The organism is Candidatus Saccharimonadales bacterium, assembly GCA_036397795.1.
Taxonomy (GTDB): Bacteria; Patescibacteriota; Saccharimonadia; order Saccharimonadales; family DASWIF01; genus DASWIF01.
In genome coordinates this window covers 1-23,532 of record DASWIF010000024.1, presented here as the reverse complement: position 1 = coordinate 23,532, position 23,532 = coordinate 1, and the positions used below count along the sequence as shown (strand labels likewise).

At 49.1% G+C, this 23,532-nt stretch carries 21 protein-coding genes; 18 read left to right on the top strand and 3 right to left on the bottom strand.

What is annotated here, in order from left to right; genetic code table 11:
* From VGA08_01595 to VGA08_01585, 3 genes are all read left to right on the top strand, one after another.
* Positions 1 to 724, top strand: a 724-nt coding sequence (locus VGA08_01595) for a S1 RNA-binding domain-containing protein (protein HEX9679288.1), incomplete at its 5' end; no start/stop codon positions are given.
* Between the two features lie 55 nt (positions 725 to 779).
* On the top strand, positions 780 to 2,534 hold the full coding sequence (gene infB / locus VGA08_01590) for a translation initiation factor IF-2 (protein HEX9679287.1): 1,755 nt from the start codon (positions 780 to 782) through the stop codon (positions 2,532 to 2,534).
* A gap of 7 nt (positions 2,535 to 2,541) precedes the next feature.
* Positions 2,542 to 2,859: a DUF5663 domain-containing protein gene (locus VGA08_01585; GenBank protein ID HEX9679286.1), complete on the top strand. Its 318-nt coding sequence runs from the start codon at positions 2,542 to 2,544 to the stop codon at positions 2,857 to 2,859.
* On the opposite strand, the gene fmt is transcribed toward VGA08_01585, so the two are convergent.
* Genes fmt through priA form a run of 3 tightly spaced genes read right to left on the bottom strand, consistent with a single transcriptional unit; the run spans position 2,851 to position 6,243 of the window.
* Positions 2,851 to 3,765, bottom strand: coding sequence for a methionyl-tRNA formyltransferase (gene fmt / locus VGA08_01580; GenBank protein ID HEX9679285.1), 915 nt, complete (start codon positions 3,763 to 3,765; stop codon positions 2,851 to 2,853). The two genes, VGA08_01585 and fmt, sit on opposite strands and share 9 nt — an antisense overlap.
* On the bottom strand, positions 3,722 to 4,297 hold the full coding sequence (def, locus tag VGA08_01575; GenBank protein ID HEX9679284.1) for a peptide deformylase: 576 nt from the start codon (positions 4,295 to 4,297) through the stop codon (positions 3,722 to 3,724). The genes fmt and def overlap by 44 nt, the downstream gene beginning before the upstream one ends.
* Positions 4,298 to 4,314: 17 nt before the next feature.
* A complete protein-coding gene (priA, locus tag VGA08_01570) occupies positions 4,315 to 6,243 on the bottom strand; it encodes a primosomal protein N' (protein HEX9679283.1) in 1,929 nt (642 codons plus the stop codon).
* A gap of 39 nt (positions 6,244 to 6,282) precedes the next feature.
* On the opposite strand from priA, the gene VGA08_01565 reads away from it, so the two are divergent.
* From VGA08_01565 to VGA08_01495, 15 genes are all read left to right on the top strand, one after another.
* Positions 6,283 to 6,966: a hypothetical protein gene (locus VGA08_01565; protein HEX9679282.1), complete on the top strand. Its 684-nt coding sequence runs from the start codon at positions 6,283 to 6,285 to the stop codon at positions 6,964 to 6,966.
* Between the two features lie 334 nt (positions 6,967 to 7,300).
* A complete protein-coding gene (recJ, locus tag VGA08_01560; protein HEX9679281.1) occupies positions 7,301 to 8,974 on the top strand; it encodes a single-stranded-DNA-specific exonuclease RecJ in 1,674 nt (557 codons plus the stop codon).
* A 16-nt stretch (positions 8,975 to 8,990) separates the two neighbouring features.
* Positions 8,991 to 9,209, top strand: a complete 219-nt coding sequence (locus tag VGA08_01555) for a 30S ribosomal protein S21 (protein ID HEX9679280.1) — start codon at positions 8,991 to 8,993, stop codon at positions 9,207 to 9,209.
* On the top strand, positions 9,206 to 9,643 hold the full coding sequence (locus tag VGA08_01550; GenBank protein HEX9679279.1) for a GatB/YqeY domain-containing protein: 438 nt from the start codon (positions 9,206 to 9,208) through the stop codon (positions 9,641 to 9,643). The genes VGA08_01555 and VGA08_01550 overlap by 4 nt, the downstream gene beginning before the upstream one ends.
* Positions 9,640 to 10,194, top strand: coding sequence for a nucleoside monophosphate kinase (locus VGA08_01545; GenBank protein ID HEX9679278.1), 555 nt, complete (start codon positions 9,640 to 9,642; stop codon positions 10,192 to 10,194). The genes VGA08_01550 and VGA08_01545 overlap by 4 nt, the downstream gene beginning before the upstream one ends.
* Entirely contained in the window at positions 10,172 to 10,921 is a 750-nt protein-coding gene (gene map / locus VGA08_01540) for a type I methionyl aminopeptidase (GenBank protein HEX9679277.1), read from the top strand. Before VGA08_01545 ends, map begins: the two co-directional genes overlap by 23 nt.
* A 43-nt stretch (positions 10,922 to 10,964) precedes the next feature.
* A complete protein-coding gene (gene ftsA, locus VGA08_01535; GenBank protein HEX9679276.1) occupies positions 10,965 to 12,200 on the top strand; it encodes a cell division protein FtsA in 1,236 nt (411 codons plus the stop codon).
* A 92-nt stretch (positions 12,201 to 12,292) separates the two neighbouring features.
* Positions 12,293 to 13,591 (top strand): cell division protein FtsZ, encoded by a 1,299-nt coding sequence (gene ftsZ, locus VGA08_01530; protein HEX9679275.1) that lies wholly within the window; start codon positions 12,293 to 12,295, stop codon positions 13,589 to 13,591.
* A gap of 125 nt (positions 13,592 to 13,716) precedes the next feature.
* On the top strand, positions 13,717 to 14,184 hold the full coding sequence (gene nrdR / locus VGA08_01525) for a transcriptional regulator NrdR (protein HEX9679274.1): 468 nt from the start codon (positions 13,717 to 13,719) through the stop codon (positions 14,182 to 14,184).
* Positions 14,185 to 14,290: 106 nt separating this feature from the next.
* A complete protein-coding gene (locus VGA08_01520; protein ID HEX9679273.1) occupies positions 14,291 to 17,107 on the top strand; it encodes a vitamin B12-dependent ribonucleotide reductase in 2,817 nt (938 codons plus the stop codon).
* A 321-nt stretch (positions 17,108 to 17,428) separates the two neighbouring features.
* On the top strand, positions 17,429 to 17,689 hold the full coding sequence (locus VGA08_01515; GenBank protein HEX9679272.1) for a hypothetical protein: 261 nt from the start codon (positions 17,429 to 17,431) through the stop codon (positions 17,687 to 17,689).
* Between the two features lie 263 nt (positions 17,690 to 17,952).
* Positions 17,953 to 20,814, top strand: coding sequence for an isoleucine--tRNA ligase (ileS, locus tag VGA08_01510; GenBank protein ID HEX9679271.1), 2,862 nt, complete (start codon positions 17,953 to 17,955; stop codon positions 20,812 to 20,814).
* 6 nt (positions 20,815 to 20,820) lie between these two features.
* Entirely contained in the window at positions 20,821 to 21,903 is a 1,083-nt protein-coding gene (locus VGA08_01505; protein HEX9679270.1) for an FtsW/RodA/SpoVE family cell cycle protein, read from the top strand.
* A gap of 42 nt (positions 21,904 to 21,945) precedes the next feature.
* Positions 21,946 to 22,257 carry a 50S ribosomal protein L21 gene (gene rplU / locus VGA08_01500; GenBank protein HEX9679269.1) on the top strand — a complete coding sequence of 104 codons (312 nt, stop codon included), beginning with the start codon at positions 21,946 to 21,948 and terminating at the stop codon, positions 22,255 to 22,257.
* Positions 22,258 to 22,524: 267 nt separating this feature from the next.
* Positions 22,525 to 23,532: hypothetical protein (locus tag VGA08_01495; protein ID HEX9679268.1), on the top strand; the 1,008-nt coding region annotated here is incomplete at its 3' end.

Sequence of the window (23,532 nt, the reverse complement as noted above, 5' to 3'; positions counted from 1 at the left end):
TGACGCCAATCGGGGCGGGTTGTTGATGCAATATGAGGGTGTCAGGGGCTTCTTACCAGTCAGCCAGTTGTCCGCCCAACACTACCCGCGGGTGGCCGGCGCCGACAAGGACGAAATCCTGCAAAAACTCAACAGCCTGATCAGCAAACCTCTCAAAGTGCGGATACTCGATATCGACCGCAAAGAAAACAAATTGATTTTTTCCGAGAAAGAAGCCATTCGGGAAGACATGAAAGAAACCATCGGCCAGTTATCGGTCGGTGACGAGGTCGAAGGCACAATTACCGGGGTTGTGGACTTCGGGGCGTTTGTTAACGTCGACGGTATCGAGGGGTTGATTCATATCTCCGAGATATCCTGGGACCGGGTGGAAGACCCCAATATGTACGTCAAGGTTGGCGACCAGGTCAAAGCTAAGATTATCGCTATCGATAAAGACCGGCTCAGCCTGTCGATTAAACAGTTGCAAGACGACCCCTGGATAAAAGAAGTCGACAAGTTTAAAAAGGGTATTGAGGTTGAAGGGGTAGTTACCCGCATAACACCGTTCGGGGCCTTTATCCAGATTAGTCCGGCGGTAGAGGCTTTGGTTCATGTTTCCGAGTTGGGCGAGGGCGAAGGGATAGACCCGGAGAAAGTCTTTAAGCTCAATGAGAAAAAGAAGTTCAAGATTCTGGATATCGATAAAGACGCGCGTAAGATTGCCCTAAGTCTTAAGCAATGACCCATCAATAAACACTCGGAGGACGTGGTCGAACCTCCGATAAGAGGAGATAACTATGTCTGAAACCGTCAAGATCAATAGCACCATCACCGTCGGCGAGCTGGCTGAACGCCTGGGCATCGAGGCTACCGAACTTATTACTAGCTTAGTTAAAAGCGGGGTTATGGCTACTCTCAACGACGTGATTGATTTTGAGACTGCGGCAGCTATGGTGTCGGAGCTCGGACTTGAGACAAAACTGGAACGTCAAACTGACGAAAAACCGCCGCTCAGCCAACGCCAGACTCGACAAGCCACTAATTTGCAACCCCGCCCGCCAGTCGTAGCCGTTATGGGGCATGTTGATCACGGTAAAACCACCCTGTTGGATGCTATCCGTAATACTGCTGAGGTCGAGGCCGAATCAGGCGGCATTACTCAGCATATTTCGGCTTATCAAGTAACGCATAATGGCCGGGTTATAACTTTTCTCGACACGCCAGGACACGAGGCCTTTGCCAGCTTACGCCAACATGGCGCCTACTTGACCGACTTAGTCCTGCTGGTTGTAGCGGCCGATGACGGCGTTAAGCCCCAAACCAAAGAAGCCATTAAATATGCCGTACAAGCCGGGGTGAAAATAATGGTAGCAATTAATAAAGTTGACAAATCAGCCGCGAATATCGATCGAGTCAAGCAGGAGTTGGCCGATACTAACCTAACACCTGAAGAATGGGGTGGTGATACCGTGACGGTGGAAGTCTCGGCCCTGAAGAAGGAGGGGTTAGGCAAGTTACTCGATATGGTTTTGCTGGTGACAGACGTGGAAGAGCTCACGGCCGATATCGATGGTCCGGCTGAGGGCCTGGTGATTGAAAGCCACATGGAGCGCGGCCGGGGGCCGGTGGTAACTGTCTTGGTGGAGCACGGTTTATTGCGGGCCGGCGATTTTATCCAGGCCGGGCAAACCTATGGCAAGGCCAGGACGGTTGAGGATTTTGAGGGTAATAAGCTCAGTACCGCTGGTTCTTCTACCCCAGCTACAGTTACCGGCTTAAAGGAACTACCAAACTTTGGCGTTACGTTTACTACTCACAACAGTGAAAAGCAGGCCAAAGCCGCGGCCTTAAAGTACACAGGCGGAGCACCGATTAAGTCGGTCGCATCCACCGGTAGCGAATTGTTAGCCCAGATTCACAAGGACCGTAGTAGCCAAGAACTGCCGATGTTGATCAAAGCCGACGTCAAAGGTTCAGGTATGTCGGTTATTGAAAGCGTAATGAGCCTCGGGTCCGAAGAAGTATCCCCCAGAGTAGTTGGATCGGGCGTCGGCTCGATCAAGGAAAGCGATATAAGTATGGCCTCGGCTAGTCACGCGATTATTTACGGTTTTAATGTAGATCTGCCAGCTAACCTTAAACGACTGGCCATGAAAGAGGGGGTAGAGATTCGAATTTACAAAGTTATATATGAACTAATCGACAACGTAAAAGCCGAACTTGAGTCTATGCTCTTACCAAAGGTAGTGGAAGATAACATCGGCAGACTCATTATTAAAGGTGTTTTTAATACAACAAAAAATGAAGTTATTTGTGGTGGCGAGGTCACCAAAGGTGAGGCCAGAACAAATACCACCGCTAAGATTTTTCGAGACGAAGAGCTGATTGGTGAAGCTGAGGTCGAGAGCGTTAAAAAAGGACCAGACGAAGTTAATTCAGTAGGCGTTAACGAACTCTGCGGATTGAAATTGAAAACCACAACGAAGGTCGCACTCAAAGAAGGTGACAGGATTGAATTCTTTACGCGGGAAACTGTAAAACGTAAGCTATAAACAGGCGATGATTAAACTAGACCACAAATTGTTAGCGCAGTTAGGCCTTGGCCAATTATCGACTGAAACCAAAGACAGTTTATTAAAGCATCTCTACGATAAGCTGGAACTAAACGTAGGCACGGTGATTGCTAGCCAACTCAGCGAGCAACAGCTTAGTCAGTTCGAGGCCTTGATAGACGACCATAAACAGGCCGAAGCGCTCGAATGGTTGCAAGCAAATTATCCGGACTACAAGCAGGTCGTCGAGCAGCAGCTCGAACTGCTTAAAAAAGAGCTAAAAGCCAGCGCCAAACAGATAATCGAGTCAGAAAAATCACTTTAAATAGCCCGAAATAAATTCTTTGGCGGTCATTGTTCGACGGCCAGCCGGCCTAAGTTTATTTATCATCAGAGAACCATTACCGCAACAAATATGAAGTTGTCGGTTTGAACTGATTATGTACTCACCGGGAGGACCATTTAAAGCCCCAATAGTTGCCGATTCTATTGTGATCCTTACATCACGAATCATCGTTTGACTACCTGGCCACCCTAAAAATGCCCGAATTTGCCGCTCGATCAACTCGGCTGACTTAGCCCAGTCAATCAGGCCGTCGTTCTTCTTGAGAAACTTCGTATAGGTAGCCCTTGATTCATCTTGAGGCTTGGCTAACAGGCTACCGTCTAATAGTTTTTCCAGATCATTCACTAAGAGACGTGAACCGACAGCACCGAGGCGTTGGTATAAGGTCGGTCGATCGTCCGCCTTGTTTATTTTTACAACATGTTGAGAATATATTGGGCCAGCGTCCATTTTAGCGGTAAGTTTAATCAAAGACACAGCCGTTTCTTTGTCGCCGTGGAGCAAAGCGGATTCGATTGGTGAAGGACCTCGATACTCAGGCAGTTTAGAAGGGTGCAAATTGACGATACCCCGATCAAATACGTCTAAGACAGCACTGGGCAGGATTTGGCCATAAGCCACCAGCACTCCTAGTAACGGATTCAGTGGCTTTAAGGTTTGCTCAAAACCCTCGAGCTTGGCCGGCTGAAGGATCTTTATTCGGTGTCGTAGGGCGACTAGCTTAACTGGCCCAATGCTGGTTGTGCCGCCACGGCCGGCGGGCGAATCTGGTTTAGTAACGACTGCAGCTATCTGATAACCGGCCTTAACTAAGGCCTTAAGTGATTGAGCGCTGAAGGCCTCAGTCCCAAAGAATATGAGATTGTTTCTTGATTTTTGATCCATCTAACTTTTCCAATTTTCCTTCGTCATTCATTTGATAAAAGTTGTCGAATTGATCTTTTAAGTGATCCACGAACAAAACTCCATTCGTATGGTCAATTTCGTGCTGTAGTACCCGAGCCAGAAATCCATTTGCAGTCATCCTTAGCTCTGTTCCGTCGATATCTTGAGCCCAGATCTTAACCCGTTCGCGGCGCTTGACTAGGCCATAGATATCGGGAACGCTCAAGCAACCCTCGAAGTCTTCAACCAGCTCTCCCTCGAGACGAATTATTTTCGGGTTGATCAAAGTAATAAATTCTTCGTTTTCCTTGTGTTCAGCATCGTCTCTTATAACAACTATGCGCTTCAGCCGGTTTATCTGGACGGCGGCTAAAGCCACGCCTAATTCGTGTTTACGGTGTTTTTCCCAGTCAAGCGTAACCGCTATCATGTCAGTACAAAGCCGGCCAAGTTCGGCGCCAAATGACCTGACCCTAGTCGAACGGTGTCTTAGGTTAGGATGGGGCAGGGTGATGATGTTTGCTCTATCCATCTGCAAAGAAGTATAGCCTAATAGAGTAAGTTGGTGGGGTCGATATCAATTTGCCAGCCAGCTTGTCGGTACTCACGGGCGATTGGTAACAGTTTTGAGCGGCTGGTGGACTTAACTACTACAATCCAGCGGTAACGACGCCCCCGGCGTTCATAAAACGCCGGAGCCGGGCCGATAACTTCGAGCTTGTGGCGCTTATTGATTTCGGCCTTGGCCAGCGTCGCGGCGGCGATGGCTTTGTCACGGGAAACGTATGAGCATATCAACGCCAGCAAGTAACGGTGTGGCGGATAGCGATACAGTTGTCGTATTTTAATTTCCTCCTGATAGAAGCCCTGATAGTCCCGATTGGCCGCGAAACGAATGGCATAATGATCGGGATGGTAGGTCTGAATCACTACCCGGCCATGGCCAAGGCGCGCCGATCGGCCGACGACTTGATATAACAGCTGAAACGACCTCTCAGCTGCGCTGAAATCAGGCAGATAAAGTTCGCTGTCAGCTGAGACCACGCCGACCAGATCGAGTTTCGGCAAATCCAGACCTTTGGCAACAGTTTGGGTGCCAATAATAATATCAATTTGTCCGTCGTGGGCTGAACCATACAAATCCAATAGCCGTTCTCCTTCTATGTTGTCACTGTCAAATCGCTTGATTACGGCTTGGGGGAAGATCTTATTTAGTTCAGATTCGATCTTCTTTGTACCGACGCCCCGATAAACTACATCGCTATGGCCGCAATCCGGGCAAGTTTGGGGTATTGGCTGTTTGTAACCACTTTGATGACAGACCAATTTATTGAGGTCGTGATGCAGAGCCAATGCAGTGCCGCAATCCGGGCATAACGGTGACCAGCCGCAATTATTGCAAAGTGCAATCGAAGCTGTACCCCGACGGTTTAGATAAATAAGTGATTGCCGGTTTGCGCGAAGGCTGGTTTCTAGTTCCTTTAATAGTTGATCCGAGAGGTGGTGGTTTTTAATAAAAGATTGTTTCTGGGCCTGATCAATTATCGTTACCGCTCGGACATTATTCTTGTGCGGCGGCATCGGTATTATGGTGTTACCCAGCGTCTTGGCAATGTAGTAGTCAGTGATTCTAGGCGTAGCTGACCCCAAAATTAGTTTGGCTTGGTGCTGGGCCGCCAGTTGCCGGGCGACGATCTGGCTTTCATACCGAGGAGAGGAGTCTTGCTTGTAAGAGGACTCGTGCTCTTCATCAATAATTACAACACCGAGATTTTTGAGGGGTGAAAAAAGGGCTGAGCGCGGGCCTACAACTACTGATGGCTTATCCTGTTGTAGTATCTGCAACCAAATTTCCTTTCTTCGAGCTTCGGTTAAGGCAGAATGAGTGATAAATATGTGTTCGGATAGATCATTGAGATCGCTGACGGCCTGCGTCAGCAAGCTGATTTCCGGCACCAAAAAAAGAACCGATTTTCCATCTGCCAAACAATTTTTAATCAGTTCTCGGTAGATAAGAGTTTTACCCGACCCGGTATCTCCGTGCAAAATAAAATTACGTTGCTCTGATTCAACGATTAATTTGACGACATCTCGTTGGCGAGCGGACAGATCCAGTGTTTTCATCAGCCGACCATGGCTGAGTTTTAAGTTGCCGGATTTTCTCGGCCGGCCCTGGCTGGTCAATGTTTTTGGCAGGAGTAAATTAAGAATCAAGGGTAAGGGGGTTATGTAGTAGTCTGACATCCACTCCAGAGTTTTAAGCAGTTCTTCAGGGATTAGTCGGTCATTAATTAGTCTAGCCTCCTTGGTTTTAAAGCTGGGCTGGCTCAGGTTGCTTTTAACAACCACTCCGTTTGATCGGTTTTTACCAAGAGGCACATCCACGATCGCGCCTCGTTTGAGTTGGCTGTTTGAGGCATAAGTTAGAGCCGTTTTGTCGCCGCTGACTCGATTGGGGACTACCTCCGCATAAAACATGTATCGATTATACCTCTGGACATTGCTAAACTAGAGTTTATGTATTTTAAGAGTCGGTCAGAAGCCGGCCGTAAATTAGCGGCAAAACTGAAATCTTATAAAGATCAAAATGTCTTCATTCTAGCTCTCAGCGATGGTGGCGTAGAAGTTGGCGAAGAAATTGCCAGGTCGCTTAATTGTCCGCTAACAATCTTACTGACCAGCGACATCAATTTACCGGGTGAAAATTCCGTTTTAGGGACGATTGACCAAACCGGCGGTTTTACTTACAACAGCATGTTCTCAGTCGGACAACTGGAAGAGTATTTGCAAGAGTTTCATAACTATCTCGAAGCTGAAAAATTAGTTAAACTGTCCAATTTGAATAAAGTGCTTGGCCAGTATGGTGAAATTGAAAGACATAACTTTTCCAACAAAATCGTCATCTTGGTAACCGATGGTGCTATAAACGGAGCTTCATTTGACGTCGCCTATAATTATTTGAAGCCTATTCGGTTGGATAGGCTGATTGCCGCTACGCCAATTGTGTCGATTGACGCTGTTGATAGGATGCATATCATCATGGATGAAATCGTGGTGCTCGGGGTGACCGAGAATTACCTTGAGACCAACCATTACTATGAAAATAACGCTAAGCTAAGCACCCAGGGACTTATGGCCAAGCTGTCGGACCTGAGGTCACTAAATAGGGTTGCAGAGAACAACGGCCGAAAGTATACTTAGTGTTGTTACTAAAACAATAAGAGGCAAATCCGGGTGTTAGATATTCTTATAACTTCTAGAGTCAGACGAAAGATCCTCATCGTATACGCTAAGTATCCCGATTTTAAGACCCACGTGAGGGGTCTAGCCAAATTGATAAAAGAAGACCCAGGTAATATTCAACGAGAGCTTCGTAAACTCGAAAAGGTTGGCTTTTTATTGACGGAGAAACAAAGTAACACCAAGATATACTTCACTAATAAGCACTATCCCTTGTTTAAAGAACTGCAAACCATCGTCCTGAAATCTCAAAATATGAAAAAACAGGCAAACCGAACCCCGCATCAGATTTGATATGGCGGCCACAGAGGCGGACGAGATACTGCGGAATATCCTTGAGCGTAGGGGCGTCAAGGGGGATAAGCAGCAGCAAAACTTTCTATATCCAGATTACCCCGCGACGCTACATGATCCGTTACTACTACCCGATATGGAACCGGCGGTTGAAAGAATAGTCCAGGCCATTAGCGACGGCGATAGGATATTGGTTTATGGCGATTACGACATTGACGGTTTGGCGGCTACAACTCTGCTCGTCAGCACCCTTGAAGGTATCGGCGCTGATGTAACCGCTTTTATTCCCGATCGGTTTGAAAACGGATACGGTTTAAACCAGGCGACCCTTCAGGCCGTGCTCGAAGCACATGCCCCGCGACTGATCATCACAGTCGATACGGGCTCAACCGCCGTGGCCGAAATTGACTGGCTAAATCAAGCTGGTATCGACGTCATTGTCACCGACCACCATGAAGTTTTAAAACAACTGCCGAACGCTCTGGCCGTAATTAATCCAAAGAGAAAGGATTCCCACTATCCTTTTAAGGGGTTGGCTGGTACGGGTGTGGCTTTTAAACTTGTCCAGGGGCTGCAACAAAGAACAAAACTAATTACTCCCGGACAGGAAAAATGGTTGTTGGATTTGGTAGCCCTAGGCACTGTTTGCGATGTCGTACCGCTAGTTGACGAAAACAGAACTCTGGTTTACTGGGGGTTGAAGGTTTTTGCCAAAACCCGCCGAGCCGGGCTTAGGGCGCTGGCCGATATAACAGATCAAGACTTGAGCCAAGTTTCTGCCTCAACCCTGGGATTTATTTTTGGCCCCCGTCTTAATGCCGCCGGCCGTCTGGAAAACGCTGATTTAAGCCTGAAACTACTTCTTAGCAATGATATTAAAAGCTGTCTGGCCATGGCGGTCAAATTGAACCGACTGAACACCGCAAGACGCGACCAACAAACTAAAGTTGAGGCAGAGGCCAATAAAGTGATTGAGCAAATGTCTAACCACGCCGTTATCGTAGTCGGTCATAAAGATTGGCCGCAGGGCGTAATCGGTATCGTAGCGAGTAAATTAATGGAGAAGTACCGTAAACCGGTCTTTATCATGCAGTTTTTAGACGGACAGGCCAAGGGCTCGGCTCGTAGCTTCGGCGATTACAACCTGGCTGATGCGATTAAATACTGCCGTCCGCTGCTAATCAGCGGCGGCGGGCACAGCGCGGCGGCAGGGTTTACAGTTGCGCTGGAAAATGTCGACGACCTGCGGCGTAAACTCAATCAGCATTATCGGGCGCAAAAACTGACCAACCAGGATCGATATTTAGAACCGGAGATAGAGCAGCGGTTTACCAAGTTCTCCAGCCTGACCGCCGATTTGGCCGCTAAACTCGAGCTATTGGCGCCATTTGGCCCGGGTAATTGGGAGCCGAACTTTGAGCTAAGCACATTGACCATCAGGCAGGTGAAGCCGGTTGGCCGGGAGGCCAAACACCTTAAGCTACGAGTTGAAGACGTTCACGGCCACGAGCTCGAGGCAATTAGCTTTAATGAACAAAATATCTATCGGGTTGGCGATCGGATATCGGTTATCGCTAAGCTTCGCTTAAACAACTATAGCGGCCGCTCGCGCCCGGAGTTAGTTGTAGAAAGAATAACTACTAAGGTCAACTTGCATAACCCGCCTCTGTTGTAGTAGAGTAGGCCAAGTTATGTTACAGGTTACAAGAAAAGACAGCAAAGAGGCGCTAGAAAACATGATTCGACGCTTCACCCGAAAAGTCCAACAGTCTGGTGTGTTGGCTAAAGCGCGGGCGGATTCGACGTTTGAAAAACCGATCAGCAAACCCGAACGACGAAAAAAAGCCATTATCCGCAAGGAACGCCGGGCTGATAAGATACGCCGCGCCCGCCTCGGGCGCCGGGCATGATTGATCAGATTGACGCTGATTTAAAGCAAGCCATGCTCAGTCGGGACGAGCTTAAAGTGTCGGTTTTACGCGGCCTAAAAAATGCTCTGGCCAACGAAAAGATTAAAACTCGGCAACCGCTCAGTCCGGAGCAGGAGATTACTGTTTTAAAAAGGGAAGCTAAACAACGTGACGAAGCCGCGGCCGGATTCACCGCCGGCGGAGCCAAAGACCGCGCCGAGAAAGAGCGCCTAGAGAAGACCATAATCGAAAACTACTTACCGCAAATGATCGATGACGAGGATCTTGATGATCTAATCGAACAGGCAATCAATCGTTTTGGCCAGGAGGCGAAGCAGACTGGGGCGATAATCGGCTATGTTATGAGCCAGAGCGGTGGGCGCGTTGACGGGGCAAAAGTCGCCGCTTTAGTTAAGCAGCGGCTAGCAGCATGATAATTGTACTAATTGGCCCGCCCGGGGCCGGCAAAAGCAGTCAAAGCGAACTTCTTAGGCAACGCGAGCATGTCAACTGGCTATACGTCGGTAAACTTCTGCGCTCACAAAACGATAAAGGCCTCGACGACATTATAAATAGCGGTCAACTCGTACCCGATAACATCGTCAACCGACTAGTCGCCAGTTACATCAAGGGCATCCCAGCCAAACAGCTGGTCGTGATCGATGGCTTTCCCCGTCATTTGCCACAAGCTGAATGGTTAGTAGATTTTAGCCGCCAAAGCCAGCTGCCTATAAGCGGTGTGATTTATTTAATGGTACCGGCAGAAGTTACCAAACAACGTCTGGGTCTGCGTCAGCGAGAAGACGACACACCCGGCGTGATCGACGAACGATTAAAAGAATATGAGAGAGACATGGCACCGGTCGTTAGCTATTTTGAGAGCCGTGGTGTACCGGTGCATCCGGTAGACGGCAACCGGCCGATAGAGGTAGTCTTCAAAGATATTGATCGGATTCTAAACGATGTACACGCGACCCAAATCTGATTCAGAAATTGACAGTATGCGGGAGGGCGGACGGATGCTGGTTACGGTTCTAGAGCTGTTGAAACGATCGACAACAGCCGGTGTCAGTGCTAAAGAACTGGCAAGCGTTGCTAGAAACGAACTGGCGGCGCTCGGGGGCGAACCGGCTTTTTTAGGGTTTGAGAGTTACCCTGATGTAATTTGCATCTCCATAAATGAAGAAGTTCAGCATTCGATTCCGACGGGGCGGGTATTGAATCCGGGCGACATCGTAAACTTTGATTTTGGCGTTAAGTACCGTGGCTTAATCACTGATGCCGGCCGGATGGTTGGTGTTGGGCCAATCAGCGAGGCTGCCCGCCGCTTAGTCAGCGGAACCGAAGAAGCCCTAGCCTCGGCCATAAAAAATATCAAAGCCGGCGTCGAGATTAATGTTCTGTCGGGTGCAATCGAGAGCGTGCTGTTACGGCATAAGCTTGGTATTGTGCGCGAGCTTGTCGGCCACGGAGTCGGCCACCAGCTGCATGAGGAACCGGAGATACCAAACTACCAAACCCACGCCCAAACCCCCAAACTTTCAGCCGGGATGACCATTGCCATCGAACCGATTGCTACGCTGGGCGGCGAGGAAATCGTGACTGACGATGACGGCTGGACCCTGGTTACTAAAGATGGTAGTTGGGCGGCTCAGACGGAAAATACCGTCCTGGTTACTGAAACTGGTTCAGAAATACTAACGACTTTGTAAGATAGCTTGCCACTAGATAAGAACAAGCGATATACTCGTTGGCATGCAGAACAGTTACTTCGTCGGCCTAGACATAGGCTCTACTGCCGTTCGTTGCATAATCGGCCAGCTCAATGAGCAGGACGTGGCGCCGACCGTCATCGGTACCGGTGTTTCCCCTAATTTAGGGGTTAGGAAAGGCTCTATCGTTAACATCCAAGACACGGTTAACGCGATCGATGCCGCGATTGAACAAGCCGAAAGAATGTCTGGTTATGAAGTCAGGGGTGCCACCATCAATGTCAACGGCTCGCACATTGTTGGCATGAACTCAAAAGGCGTGGTAGCTATCAGCTCGAGTACGCGCGAGATCGGCCAGGATGATATCAGTCGAGTGGAAGAAGCGGCGACAGTCGTCCAATTACCAGCTAATCGAGAGATAATTCAAGTTTTTGCCCGAGACTACCGGCTTGACGGTCAGGAACATATCAAAGACCCGATCGGCATGACGGGCGTCAGGCTCGAAGTCGACGCCCACGTAGTCACGGCTGCCACGCCATCTTTGCGTAATTTAGAAAAAGCCATGAATGGAGCCGGCACCCAAGTTCATTTTCGCTTACTAGGGGGATTAGCCGCGGCGGAGGCAGTCATTAACCGCGAGCAGCGAGAAAACGGCGTAGTAGTAGTTGACTACGGCGCGACGACTACCAACTTGGCGGTATTTGAAGAAGGCGACGTCCAGCACGTCGCTGTGATTCCGGTTGGTAGCCATAACTTAACGAACGATTTGGCAATCGGCCTGCGCACGGAGCTTGAAGTAGCGGAAGAAGTCAAGCTGGCTCATGCCGGCCGCGGTCTGCGGGACAAAAGCCGTACCGTCACGGTGGAATTAGGCGATGACGAGTTTACGTTTAAACGGAGCGACGTTGAGCATATCGTCGCGGCTCGTCTGGAAGAAACCTTTAACCTCGTCGATAAAGAATTAGATAAAATAAATCGCTCCGGCCGCTTGCCTGGCGGCGTGGTGCTGGTGGGCGGCGGCGCCAAACTTGAAGGACTGGATGAATACGTGCGAGATTTGTTGAAGCTGCCGGCGAGGATATCCAAACCACAGGGCTTTGCTGGCTTGATTGACAACATTGATTCGCCGGAATTCGCGACCGCCATCGGACTGATGCTGTACGACATGCATGCCAGCTTGGGTGAAGACTTTAACGCCGGCAGAGGAACCGGTCTGCGGCTGAACTTAAGCGGCCTCGGCCGGGGTCTTATGGGCTGGCTGCGACGGCTGAAACCATAGCCTGAATAAAAATTAGTTTCCTCTGAACAACTTAATTGCCACGCTTGAACAAGCAAGGTATACTCTACCTATTACAAGAGGGAGAATGCTTGATGGCAGAGGTTAAGCCGGCGGTTGAAACGTTTGCGAAAATAGTCGTTTTGGGCATTGGCGGAGCTGGCGGAGCAGCCTTAAACCGGATGATTGACGAAGGCGTCAGAAGCGTTGATTTTGTGGCCATAAATACCGATGCCCAGGCGCTTCACAATAACAAAGCTCAACACAAAATCCACATCGGCCGGGACACGACGAGAGGCTTAGGTGCTGGCGCTGACCCGATCGTCGGCCAGAAGGCCGCGGAAGAATCCAAGGACGATATCAAAGCCGCGATTGAAGGTGCCGACATGGTGTTTATTACATTTGGCGGCGGCGGTGGCACCGGCAGCGGCGCCGCGCCGATCGTAGCCGAACTGACTAAAGACCTGGGCGTGTTATCGGTCGGTATCGCCACTAAACCGTTTGCGTTTGAAGGTGACAAACGGCGCAAAAATGCCGAAGTGGCGATTGAAAGTCTCAGCCGGCATGTGGATACATTAATTACGATTCCAAACGATAGGTTGTTGCAAACTATTGATCGCCGAACGCCGCTGCTGGAAGCTTTCAAAGTCGCCGATGAGGTACTTCGTCAAGGCGTTCAAGGGATATCCGATTTGATAACTATCCATGGGCTGATTAACCTTGACTTTGCTGATGTGAAGGCTGTTATGAGTAATGCCGGCTCGGCCCTGATGGGTATCGGTCGGGCGAGCGGCGAGAACCGCGCCCTAACAGCTGCCCAGCAAGCAATTGAATCGCCGCTGCTGGAAGTTTCAATCGATGGTGCCCGCGGCGTGCTATTTAATGTTTCCGGCGGACACGACATGTCGATGCACGAAATCAACGAAGCGGCCGAAGCCATAACGGCCGCCGTTGATCCTGACGCCAACATTATTTTTGGAGCTACCCTCAATCCCGACATGTCGGATGAAATCGCCATTACTGTAATTGCGACCGGATTTGACGCTTCTTACTTCAAGCGTCCGGACGAAGACGGCGGGCTATCTTACTTTAGTGACGACGATGAGGATGAGGCTGGGGTTGGGCCTAAACGGGTTGATACCGAGCAAGACGAGATTGACGACGATATTGACCTCAATTTAAGCAGCAGCGCTAAGGGAGGCCGCGAGTCGTCGTTTGAAGACGAGGACGACAAACCCGCGCCTAGTATCTGGTCTTACAGCACCAGCGATGAAGAACTGGATATGCCGACTTTCGTTAGAAAACGAAAAAGCGAAGATAAAAAAGCCAAAGAAAAGGAAGAAAGTGGTGATAAAAAGACCAAACGAAGCGTTTTCCGTCGAAAAAGTAAATAAAACAACAGAAAAACAGAGGTGATTTAGACTTGCATGACGCTATAAGTAGGGCTATGCTGTTATGTAGGTACGCTATATATGGAAACAAAAACCGCACAAACTACTAATTTAACCAGGGTTATCTTATGAAGTGCCCCAAGTGTCAGGCGGTAGAGGCCAAGGTTGTCGAGTCGCGCGACGTCAGTGGCGGTGAGGCTACCCGGCGGCGGCGGGAGTGCCTCAAATGCGGCACTCGTTATACCACTTACGAACGCATCGAGCGCCCGAACCTAGTGGTGGTTAAACGCGATGGCAATCGAGAGTCGTTTGATAGATCTAAAATCTTGGCCGGTATCGACAAGGCTGCCGAGAAAACTTCGATCAGTGCCCATGATCGCGCGCAAATCGTCAGCAAAATAGAAAAGAAAGTTTACGAGACCGGCGAAGCCGAGGTCCCATCGACTTTGATCGGCGAGTTGGTAATGAGCGAGCTGGCCAAGCTTGACGATGTTGCCTATGTTCGGTTTGCCAGTGTCTATCGGCACTTTACTTCGATTAAAGGCTTTGAAAGGGAGCTAAGCAAGATGAAAGAACGAGCCGAAAAAGTCGCCTAAGTAGTAGGTAATTGCCCGATCTGCCGGCCATTGGCGGACGACAGAACGGGGAGTGACTTACGTGAGGTGGAGCTTACTTTAAAGAAAACCGCACTCCAACACAAAAATAAATAATCATAATCAAGGAGGAAACGACATGGCGCTTAGTACGGCATTGGGTATCAGACGGCTTTTTACCAAGGCAGGAGCAGATCCCTATAGTCTTTTAAAATGGAAAAAAGTTGACGCTGGAATCTTTAACCCCCAAACCAATAAAGCAGTTTTCGAACAAAAAGAAGTAGAGTTTCCGGACAACTGGTCGTTAAATGCGATTAATATTGTTTCGCAAAAATATTTCTGGGGAGAGCTAAATACCAAAGACCGCGAATCATCGCTTAAACAGCTGATTGACCGGGTGGTAGATACCATTACGCGCCACGGGCTGGAGGAGGGTTACTTTGCCGACGACCAAGAAGCCCGTACATTTTCCGACGAGCTTAAATACATATTAGCTACCCAGCGGGCGTCGTTTAACTCGCCGGTTTGGTTTAACATTGGAACCCCGGATAGAGATCAACAGGCCAGCGCCTGTTTTATTCTCGACGTCGACGACAACATGCGATCAATCCTTAACTGGTACGTGGAAGAAGGTTTGATCTTTAAGGGCGGATCCGGTTCCGGTATTAATCTAAGCAAGCTGAGATCCTCTTATGAGATTTTAAGGAGCAGTGGTGGTACCGCGTCCGGTCCGGTTAGTTTTATGCGCGGCGCCGATGCCAGCGCCGGCACCATCAAGAGCGGCGGCAAGACCCGCCGGGCGGCTAAGATGGTGATTTTAAATGTGGACCACCCCGACATTGAGGAGTTTATCTGGTGTAAGGCGGTGGAAGAACAAAAAGCCCGCGTCCTGGAACAAGCTGGCTTTGACATGAGCGTGGACGGCAAAGACTCGTTCTCTATTCAATATCAAAACGCCAATAACTCGGTGCGTGTAACGGATGATTTCATGGCGGCGGTTGAAGCCGATGCTGACTGGCAGCTCAAGGCGATTAAGACCGGTAAACCAATCAGGACCGTCAAAGCCCAAAAAATCATGCGACAAATCGCCGAAAGCGCCTGGCAATGCGCCGACCCGGGAATGCAATACGACACCACCATAAATCGTTGGCATACCGCCCCTAACGCCGGCCGGATTGACGGCTCAAACCCTTGTAGCGAGTATATGCACCTTAGTAATTCCGCATGTAACTTGGCATCCTTAAACCTGCTGAAGTTCTTAGAAACCGACGGGAGTTTCGACACTGAGTCCTTTAAACATACGACGGAAGTGGTCTTCACCGCCCAGGAAATCCTGGTCGGCTACTCATCCTATCCAACTAAGAAGATCGGCGAAAACGCCCGTAAATACCGAGAGCTGGGTATCGGCTACGCTAATTTGGGCGCTTTGTTGATGGCCAAGGGCCTGCCCTATGACAGTGACGAGGGCCGGGCGGTAGCCGCCACTATCACAGCTTTATTAACGGGCCACTCTTACGCGACCAGCGCCAAGATTGCCCGCCGAGTCGGGCCGTTTGCCGGTTACAACAAGGACAAAGAAGCCATGACCAAGGTTCTAAAAATGCACCGTGACGCCGTCGGCAGTATTGACGCTAGCCTGGTGCCCGAGGATTTGTTAAGCGCGTCCGCGGCCGCTTGGGATGAAGCGGTCGAACAAGGCGAGAAGCACGGGGTCAGGAACTCACAAGCCTCGGTATTGGCCCCAACCGGCACGATCGGATTAATGATGGATTGCGACACGACTGGGGTTGAGCCCGACCTGGGACTGGCGAAAGTTAAAAGCTTAGTCGGCGGCGGCACTATGCATATCGTCAATCGAACGGTGCCGCGAGCGCTCAAGGAATTGGGTTATGAACAGACAGAAATTGACACCATCGTGGCCTACATTGACGAGGAGAAGACAATTATTGGCGCCCCTCACTTAAAAGATGAGGAACTGGAGATTTTTGCTTGTTCAATGGGCGATAACGCCATTCACTATAATGGGCATATTAAGATGATGGGGGCGGTTCAACCATTCATTTCCGGCGCTATTTCTAAGACCGTCAATATGCCAGAAGATGTCAGCGTCGAAGACGTCGAGCAACTTTACATTGATTCTTGGAAATTCGGGCTAAAAGCCGTAGCCATTTACCGCGACAACTGTAAGGTTGCCCAACCGCTTAAAATGGCCAAAAAAGAGCCGTCCAGCCAGCCAGCTGAGGTGGACGTGATAGCTGCGCCGGTGGCCACTGAGGCTAACCACGACTTTATCGTCAAGGGAGCTATCAGACGCGAACTGCCCAAACGGCGCAATAGCCGAACCTATGAGTTCAAAGTCGCCGACCTTAAGGGGTTCTTTACGGTTGGAGAGTTTGAAGATGGGACTCCGGGCGAACTGTTCGTTACGGTTGCCAAACAGGGTTCGACCCTGGCCGGAGTGATGGACGCCTTTGGTCGGGCGGTGAGTTACGGACTGCAGTATGGCGTACCGCTCAGAGCTTATGCCAAAGGTATGATAAATCTCAGTTTTGCTCCATCGGGTATCACCGACGACGAAGAAATTCAGACCGCTACGTCGTTAATGGACTACATCTTTAAGCGACTGGCTAAAGACTACTTAAACTTTGACGACCGGTTAGAATTGGGCCTGGCTTCGATCGATGATATCGACAACCAAGGCCAAACCAGCTTGCTAGAAGTACCAGCAAGCCCAATCGTTAAAAACGAGCTAAAGATTTCGACTGGCAGCCCGGAGCCTAAGGCTGAAGAACCGCTGCCGGTCCAACCAAGATCGCAGTTTAAAGATACTAACGCTCCGCTTTGCATCAACTGCGGTAACCAAACCCAGCGTAGTGGCAGTTGCTATGTCTGCACAGCTTGTGGCTCGACCACAGGTTGTAGCTAGTTAAAAGCAGTAACCCACCACAGAGATAGACCAGCCATAATGGGCTTCCTCCGCCAACCAGACTATTTGAGATAAAAGTAGTTATATAATCATGTTATTAAGTATGTTATTTAATTTTCTCTCTGTTATTAATTAAAATTATATAATTAATTATATAACCTACCTAGACTATTAACAGGTGTAAAAAGCGACGTTTCTTAAAAAAATATAACTATATTTCTTTTTTATTAAATGAATTAAATAAAAAGGGCCGCTAACTCACCACCAAAGAGGTTGTTTGTTCCCAGCCGTTGACGCTCGGACTGTGCTAACATTTACCACATGAAAGTGTTTGTGCTTTATCACCCGGACAGCGAGCACCATCGGGGAGTCGATGACTTTGCCCGCGAACTATCCCGCGAAACCGGCCACACCCTAGATTTGATTAGCCTGGATACGCCAAACGGCGATCATCTCGCTCGGCTATATGACGTGACCAAATATCCAGCGGTTGTGGCTACGACCGACACTGGCGAGCTTAGACAACTTTGGCAAGAAGAAATGCTGCCAACCATCGGCGAGGTCAGCGGCTATTTTAGCTGATTGTCATATCCCAGCCGCGATAGTACAATTTAATCAGATGCAATCCGATTAAAATCAACGGATGAGCGGCTATCAACCGCGAAAGCACCGGGAGGAAACTTCGCCTAATATTAAGGCGGACAAGTATAACCTGGCGGCAACAGGCCCGTGACCAAGCCTGAATCGAGCGCTGAAACGCTAGAAAAAGTCTTTCAGAAGCAGGATGGTACCGTCCGCCAACAAGCGGATTCCTGCAGACGAAAGTTTTTTATTTCGGAGGAAAAATGAAATTTACCCACGGTGCTCGCCGACAGGCGTCCGTATACGAAAAAGAGCTAGTTAAGTATTGGAAAGAAAATCGAATATTCGAAGAGTCAGTTACACAGCGTCCGATTGATAAACAATACGTATTTTACGACGGTCCGCCCTTCATAACCAATGTGCCTCACTCTGGCAATTTGTTAGCTAGCATAATTAAAGATGCTATTCCGCGCTATCAGACAATGAAGGGCTTCCGGGTGGAACGGGTATGGGGTTGGGATTGCCATGGCTTACCAGCCGAAGTGGCAACGGAAAGAAAGCTCGGTATAAAGGATAAGCGTGATGTCGGCACAAAAATTTCGCTGGAAGATTATATTAAAGCTTGTCGCGATAATATGGTCCAGACCGGCTCTTTGTGGAATGACACCATTGACCGGGTTGGCCGCTGGGTCGATATGGAAAAGGCCTACAAAACCATGGACAAGGAGTATATGGAGTCGGTGTGGTGGGCGTTTAAACAACTGTACGACAAGGGCAAGATATACGAAGGCGTGAAGGTCTTGATGTACTGTACCAGAGACGAAACACCACTGGCTAAAGCCGAGATTGCCATGGATAATTCTTACCAGGATGTAACCGATCCGAGCGTTTATGTTAAGTTCAAGTTAAAAAACGACAACAGCTATCTACTGGCCTGGACCACCACCCCTTGGACTCTACCAGCCAACACCGCCATAGTCGTCAACAAGGACTTTGATTACGTTGAAGTTGAGGTGGCCGGAGATAAGCTGATCCTGGCCAAAGACACTCTTGAGCGCGCCCTGAGAGACGACACCAACAAACCGGTGGGATTTAAGGTTATTCGAGAGTTTAAGGGCCAAGAGTTAGTTGGTAAATCGTATGATCCACTGTTTGAGGACAGAGGTAAAAACGCCCACAAGGTTTGGCATGCCGATTTTGTCCATCTGGATGAAGGCACCGGTATCGCGCACGAAGCTCCGGCTTATGGCGAGGACGACTTTACCTTAAGTCAGCAAAACTCCGTACCAATCGTGCTTAATACCGATGAGCGCGGCGTCTACACCGAAGGCGATTGGGCCGGGGAACTGGTTTGGGACGTCAATAAAGACATCGCCAAAACGCTTAAAGAACGCGGTATCGTCTGGCGAATAGAATATATAACCCACCCCTATCCGCACTGTCACAGATGTGGCACCAAGTTAATGTACCGGGCCCACCCCAGCTGGTTTATGGACATAGCCGGACAGCGCCAGCAGATGCTGGAAAAAAACGATGACATCTATTGGTTTCCCCAACACATAAAAAAGGGTCGGTTCGCTAAGACGGTTCAAAGTGCGCCGGACTGGAATCTAAGCCGCGATCGTTTCTGGGCTACGGCCATGCCGGTTTGGAAGGGTACTGATAAAGACGGTCATGAACTAATTAAGGTCATCGGTAGCTACGCCGAGCTTAAGGATTTATCGGGTGTCGAACTGGACGACTACCATCGCCCATGGATTGACGATGTCACCTTCACAATCGATCAGGTTGAATATAAACGGATCGATAAAGTAATGGATTCTTGGTTTGAAGCCGGATCCATGCCATTTGCCCAGTTTCATTATCCATTTGAAAACGTTGATAAGTTTGAGAGCAGTTTCCCCGGCGATTTTATCGCCGAGTACATCGGACAAGTACGGGCGTGGTTTTACTACCTGCACGCGGTGTCAGTCGGGCTGTTTGGCGATAATTCCTTCAAAAACGTGGTTGTGACCGGTACGCTGGCTGGCAACGATGGCCGGAAGATGAGCAAGAGCTACGGTAACTATGTCGACCCCAATGAACTGATGGATAGTTACAGCGCAGACGCCTTGAGGTATCTGCTGTTGAGCTCATCGATACTCAACGGCGAGGACTATGCCTTGGTGGATAAAGACGTAGCCGATATCCATCGAAAACTGAGCATGGTCTGGAACATGTATGATTTCTTTACGATGTACGCCGAAGTAGACGGCTGGCAATGGGACGGCAAAGAGATCGATCCGGGTAAGCACATCAACCCGCTCGACGATTGGGCTCTATCGCGACTACACGAGACCATGATCGAGACAGAAAAACATATGCAGGCATATGACTTGCCAAACGCGCTAAAACCGATATTGCCATTTATCGACGACGCCAGCAACTGGTATGTCCGGCGAAGCCGCCGGCGGTTTTGGAAAAGCCAAAACGATAGCGACAAACAGACGGCCTATTCGACGCTACACTACGTGCTTAGACAATTGGCTCATTTGCTGGCGCCCTTCACGCCATTTTTGGCAGAGGAATTATATATAAAACTAACCGGTAAAAAGTCGGTCCATCTAAATGACTGGCCACTACCGGGCCATATCAACCAACTAGTGCTGAACAACATGGCGTCTGCCCGACAGATCATTACCCAGGGACTAGCTCAACGGGCCCAGGCTGGCATAAAGGTCCGACAGCCACTGAGTAAAATAAAAGTTGTAGTTGATACAACGTTGGACGGCGATTATCAAGCTATTATCAAGGATGAATTGAACGTAAAACAAATTGAACTCAGTTTCGGTAAGACGCTAAGCGTGGATTTAGATATAAAAATAACAACAGATTTGAAAGAAGAAGGTGTCGCTAGAGATTTAATCAGGGCGATTCAAGAGCTTAGAAAGACTACCGAATTGGCGGTTGATGATAGGATCAAACTACATGTTAGCGAGCCCACCGACAGCCGGGTGTTGGATCGTCATAAGCCGATAATTATGGCCGAAACACTAACTCAAACAATGTCCAAAACCGCGCTTAGTAATGTCAAAAAAGTAAAAATCAACAATCAGCAATTTGAGATTTCGCTACAAAAGGTTTAGGCCAGTATGCCACGGGTTGATTGGCTCATCATTGGACCAGCCGTCTTCATGGTGGCTCTCGGGTTGGTGGTTTTAAGATCGATCGAACTGACGGCCAGAATACCGATTGACTTTAATCTGGAGACTCAGTTAGTGGCCGTATTGCTGGCGGTGACGGGCGGGGTCTTTGCCTATAAGTTAAAAAACCTCTGGCCGAGACTATCGGGCGGGCTGTATCTCGTGGCGCTGCTAGTTTTGGGGCTAGTTTTGCTTGTCGGCGAAGAAGCCGGCGGTGCCCGACGCTGGATAGATCTTGGAGCTTGGCAATTCCAGCCCTCCGAACTAGCCAAGCTGAGTTTAATTATTATCCAAGCCAAACTGTTGGCGACCAGAAAAAACAGCCTAAATCGACCTTGGCCGCTTGTGTTGTCAGCGGTTTACACTTTAGTTTTGACCGGGCTTGTACTGGCCCAGCCGGATTTAGGTACTGCCGCCTTGCTGGTACTCGTCTGGTTGGCGCAGTTACTTGGTAGCAACCTCTCACGGCGTACATTGTTATTACTGTTGGGCTTCATCCTGTTAGCTATACCGACGACTTATCCGTTCTTGGCCGATTATCAAAAGGACCGAATAAATAGCTTTTTGCACCCTTCGCTAGACACCAGCGGGGACGGGTATAACGCGCTTCAGGCGACAATCGCCATCGGTAGCGGCGGCCTGCTAGGCAAGGGCTTAGACGCCGGTACGCAAAGTCAGTTGAATTTTTTACCATCGCAACATACGGACTTCATTTTTGCGGTCATAGGGGAAAAGTTGGGCTTTGCCGGGGCATTTTTGGTGGTCGTGGCCGCTTGTCTGTTATTGTTACAGCTAGCAGTTCTGACTTGGCGGGCAGAATCTGATTTCGTACGATTAGTTGGAATTGGGGTTGTAACGGTGTTGGCCATTCAATTTTTCATTAATATGGGCATGAACCTAGGCTTGGCGCCGATTACTGGTGTGCCGTTGCCGCTGATTAGCGCTGGCGGCACGCACCTTGTGATCGAGGGCGCCTTAATTGGGATGGCTTTGGGTTTGTTTCGAAAAGGCCAAAAGCTTTACAGCCGTTAGCCTGTCTGTTAATCTGTTTTGGCTAAAGAATCGAGAAAATTTATGAAAGCGGTTATCAATTTGGGCGGACAACAGCATCTGGTAAGCAAAGATGACCTATTAAGTGTCGACCGACTGGCGGTCAAAAAAAAGAGCCTAACACTTATGCCGTTGCTGGTCATAGATAAAGACAATACGTTGACGGGTTCTAGCCAGCTGAAAAATGCCATGGTTACACTTGAAATTATTGATCCCGAGGCTAAAGGGCCAAAGCTGAAAATTATGAAATTCCAAGCCAAAAAACGGGTAAAAAAATTAACCGGCCACCGGCAGCTTCAATCCGTACTCAAAGTAAGATCGATAACTGTTAAATAGACTTTTCCACAACATGGGTATTGCATAAGCTTTTTATTCGTTGTACTATCCGACGGACTTGCACGATTGAAATAAAAAGAGACAAAAAACAAAAATCGATGCAGGTGGAAATATAAAACAACAACAAAAAGGGCGTAACATAGGGCGTAAAAGGGCGTGTGTCTGCTGATTTTAGGCAGGCGCGATTGTTGCTGGTTGTTGGCGACAACGGTTTAGAAACAAACAAAACTGGCATTTTTTGCGCATTGTTTGTTACGCGTGTCGAGGATGACACCAAAACCAAAAATAAAGCGAGCTAATAACCGCTTTGGTGAGACAGTTGCGTTTAAAAAGGTTGGATCAGCTAGGCTGGTCCGATTTGTGCTGTCGAAGTTAAACCAGTGTTTTTTAAATGAAAGTACTGGTTTAACTTTGCTCGGGTCGAAGCAAGTAACCCGCCCAAACCGCCAAGGACAATACTATGGCGTTAGGCGCTCTGTTGATCAGTTTATAAGAATTAGTCGTTCATACGGCTCGGTACATCACGCCCTGGTGCCGGGCCGTATGAGCGACCAATTAAATAACTTAAGCAGTCGTAGACACGCGCGTTCATACGGCTCGGTACATCACGCCCTGGTGCCGGGCCGTATGAGCGTCGCGTGGATTTTGTTAGGGCTGTTTATATTAGCCTCAAGTTTAACATATCTATTGTCTAATCGACGAGCCCTAGCCGCGGCTGGTATCAATGAACAGCTGAACTTCCAGGCTAGATTGCTTAATAGCTCGGGCGGCCTAGCCCTAGACGGCGACTATAACGTCCAATTTAATATCTACTCGGGCGGCGACGGTGCTCCCGGTACGGGGGATGAATCGCTTGAGTGGACGGGTACGCATCTAAACGGCAACACAGACGGCGTTAGAGTGGTTAACGGCTATTTGACAGTCCAATTGGGTTCATCAACGTCACAGGTTAATACACTGGCTAACGTGGATTGGAATGACGACACGTTGTGGTTGTCGATAAATATTGGCGATACCGGCAGCGATACCAACTGTGCCACGGAAGCTAACTTTAATAGTAATTGCGGCGGCGACGGCGAAATGGATCCGTTTATGCGCTTAACATCGGTGCCTTATGCCTTTAACGCAAATTATCTCGACGGCCGTGATTCCACCGGCTTTGTCCAACTTGACCCCGGCGCTACTCCCCAGGCTGTCAGTACGGCCAACAGCGCTATTGCCGTCAACCAGACCGGCGCCGGTAACGTCTTGCGGCTGCAAGGCGGGGGAACTGAC

Excerpts from the sequence above, each read along its gene's own strand:
- infB (HEX9679287.1), top strand. The coding sequence starts at position 780 with ATGTCTGAAACCGTCAAGATCAATAGCACCATCACCGTCGGCGAGCTG.
- VGA08_01585 (HEX9679286.1), top strand. The coding sequence starts at position 2,542 with ATGATTAAACTAGACCACAAATTGTTAGCGCAGTTAGGCCTTGGCCAA.
- fmt (HEX9679285.1), bottom strand. The coding sequence starts at position 3,765 with ATGGATCAAAAATCAAGAAACAATCTCATATTCTTTGGGACTGAGGCC.
- def (HEX9679284.1), bottom strand. The coding sequence starts at position 4,297 with ATGGATAGAGCAAACATCATCACCCTGCCCCATCCTAACCTAAGACAC.
- priA (HEX9679283.1), bottom strand. The coding sequence starts at position 6,243 with ATGTTTTATGCGGAGGTAGTCCCCAATCGAGTCAGCGGCGACAAAACG.
- VGA08_01565 (HEX9679282.1), top strand. The coding sequence starts at position 6,283 with ATGTATTTTAAGAGTCGGTCAGAAGCCGGCCGTAAATTAGCGGCAAAA.
- recJ (HEX9679281.1), top strand. The coding sequence starts at position 7,301 with ATGGCGGCCACAGAGGCGGACGAGATACTGCGGAATATCCTTGAGCGT.
- VGA08_01555 (HEX9679280.1), top strand. The coding sequence starts at position 8,991 with ATGTTACAGGTTACAAGAAAAGACAGCAAAGAGGCGCTAGAAAACATG.
- VGA08_01550 (HEX9679279.1), top strand. The coding sequence starts at position 9,206 with ATGATTGATCAGATTGACGCTGATTTAAAGCAAGCCATGCTCAGTCGG.
- VGA08_01545 (HEX9679278.1), top strand. The coding sequence starts at position 9,640 with ATGATAATTGTACTAATTGGCCCGCCCGGGGCCGGCAAAAGCAGTCAA.
- map (HEX9679277.1), top strand. The coding sequence starts at position 10,172 with ATGTACACGCGACCCAAATCTGATTCAGAAATTGACAGTATGCGGGAG.
- ftsA (HEX9679276.1), top strand. The coding sequence starts at position 10,965 with ATGCAGAACAGTTACTTCGTCGGCCTAGACATAGGCTCTACTGCCGTT.
- ftsZ (HEX9679275.1), top strand. The coding sequence starts at position 12,293 with ATGGCAGAGGTTAAGCCGGCGGTTGAAACGTTTGCGAAAATAGTCGTT.
- nrdR (HEX9679274.1), top strand. The coding sequence starts at position 13,717 with ATGAAGTGCCCCAAGTGTCAGGCGGTAGAGGCCAAGGTTGTCGAGTCG.
- VGA08_01515 (HEX9679272.1), top strand. The coding sequence starts at position 17,429 with ATGAAAGTGTTTGTGCTTTATCACCCGGACAGCGAGCACCATCGGGGA.
- ileS (HEX9679271.1), top strand. The coding sequence starts at position 17,953 with ATGAAATTTACCCACGGTGCTCGCCGACAGGCGTCCGTATACGAAAAA.
- VGA08_01505 (HEX9679270.1), top strand. The coding sequence starts at position 20,821 with ATGCCACGGGTTGATTGGCTCATCATTGGACCAGCCGTCTTCATGGTG.
- rplU (HEX9679269.1), top strand. The coding sequence starts at position 21,946 with ATGAAAGCGGTTATCAATTTGGGCGGACAACAGCATCTGGTAAGCAAA.